Here is a 1,252-nt window from a genome sequence, read left to right as displayed (position 1 = left end):
CGGTGCACGTGCACCGTCTTGGGGGAGAGCCCGAGCTGCTCGGCGATGGCCTTGACGTCCATGCCACGGGCCAGCAGCTGCGCCACCTCCCGCTCCCGGTTGGTGAGCGGGTCCCGGTTGTTGCTGGCGAGCTTGTGGGCGATGTCAGGGGTCAGGTAACAGCCGCCGTGAGCGGCGGTGCGCACCGCGGCGATCAGCTCATCCGGGCTGCAGCGCTTGGAGAGAAAACCCTTGGCCCCCGCTTGCAGCGCTTGCTCCACCAGGGCCGGGCTGTCGTGCACCGACAACATCACCACGGCGAGGCCAGAAGGCAGGCACTTGAGCAGGTCCAGCCCGGATTGATCCGGCATGGAGATGTCGCACACGCACAGCTGGGCGCCGCTGCCGGGCAGACCCGCCAGGGCTTCTTTGGCGCTGCCAAACTCGGCAACGACCCGCAGATCGGGCTCGAGGTTGAGCAGTTGGGCAAAGCCGGAGCGGACGATCTGGTGATCGTCGATGAGGGCAATTTTTATCATGATGTCGGCCTGAAAGCTGCGGCCAGGGTGCTGGCGCGGCCAACAAGATACCCGTGGCGTCACTCAGGCTCAAGGGGGAGAGCAAATTGTGAGCAAGATAAGCGGTGGATCCCGCCCAAAGCTTGATCCGGATCAGGCGGCAAGCGGCACGTCCTCCCGCCGCTTTGGGAGGACATGCCCTGCTGGCTAGCGGTGCAGTTCGCCTGCGCGCTCCGGCTGATAGACCACTTCCAGGATCTCGACCTGGATGGTGCGACCGGCGGGGCCGGGCCAGGCGATGTTGTCACCCACCTTCAAGCCCAGCAGCGCGCTGCCGACCGGTGCAAGCACCGAGATCTTCGACTCATCACCTAGTACATCCTTCGGATAAACAAGAGTTAGGCAGAACTCAGTATCGCTATTTTGCATTTTAAAGCGAACTGTACTGTTCATAGTCACCACGTCCGGCGGCATATCGGCAGGCTCGCGGATCTCGGCGCGGTCCAGCTCTTCTTGCAGGGCCAGATGTTGTGGGTGGTTGCCGAGCAACTGTTCGATGCGATCCAGATCCAGGCTGGAGATCACGAGATGTGGCTGTTTCATAGGGTATTCCTTATCAATGGCTGACAGGACCAGGATGGCAGGCAAGCTGGTCGGAAAAAGTGGTGCGGATTGTCAAAAATAGATCGCAAGCGCGATGCCCCCGAGCGACTCGCGCAACGGGGCGAGGGGCGGGGGCTCAGCGGGGTGTGAGC

Annotated in this window: 2 protein-coding genes; both read right to left on the bottom strand. The window is 62.6% G+C overall.

Translation table 11 applies throughout. The features are described 5' to 3' along the window. Nucleotides 1-518 (bottom strand): response regulator transcription factor UhpA (uhpA, locus tag BN1137_RS00030; RefSeq protein WP_083443315.1); only part of this gene is annotated, 518 nt, incomplete at its 3' end. 186 nt (nucleotides 519-704) lie between these two features. After that, nucleotides 705-1,100: a nucleoside diphosphate kinase regulator gene (rnk, locus tag BN1137_RS00025; RefSeq protein WP_050716649.1), complete on the bottom strand. Its 396-nt coding sequence runs from the start codon at nucleotides 1,098-1,100 to the stop codon at nucleotides 705-707. Nucleotides 1,101-1,252 lie beyond the last annotated feature (152 nt).

The organism is Aeromonas tecta, assembly GCF_000820185.1.
In the GTDB taxonomy this organism is placed as follows: Bacteria; Pseudomonadota; Gammaproteobacteria; order Enterobacterales; family Aeromonadaceae; genus Aeromonas; species Aeromonas tecta.
Note: the sequence above shows the minus strand (reverse complement) of the source record. Positions and strands in the feature narration are given on the sequence as shown.

Bases quoted from the DNA above. Each gene is read 5' to 3' on its own strand.
- rnk (WP_050716649.1), bottom strand. From the start codon at position 1,100: ATGAAACAGCCACATCTCGTGATCTCCAGCCTGGATCTGGATCGCATC.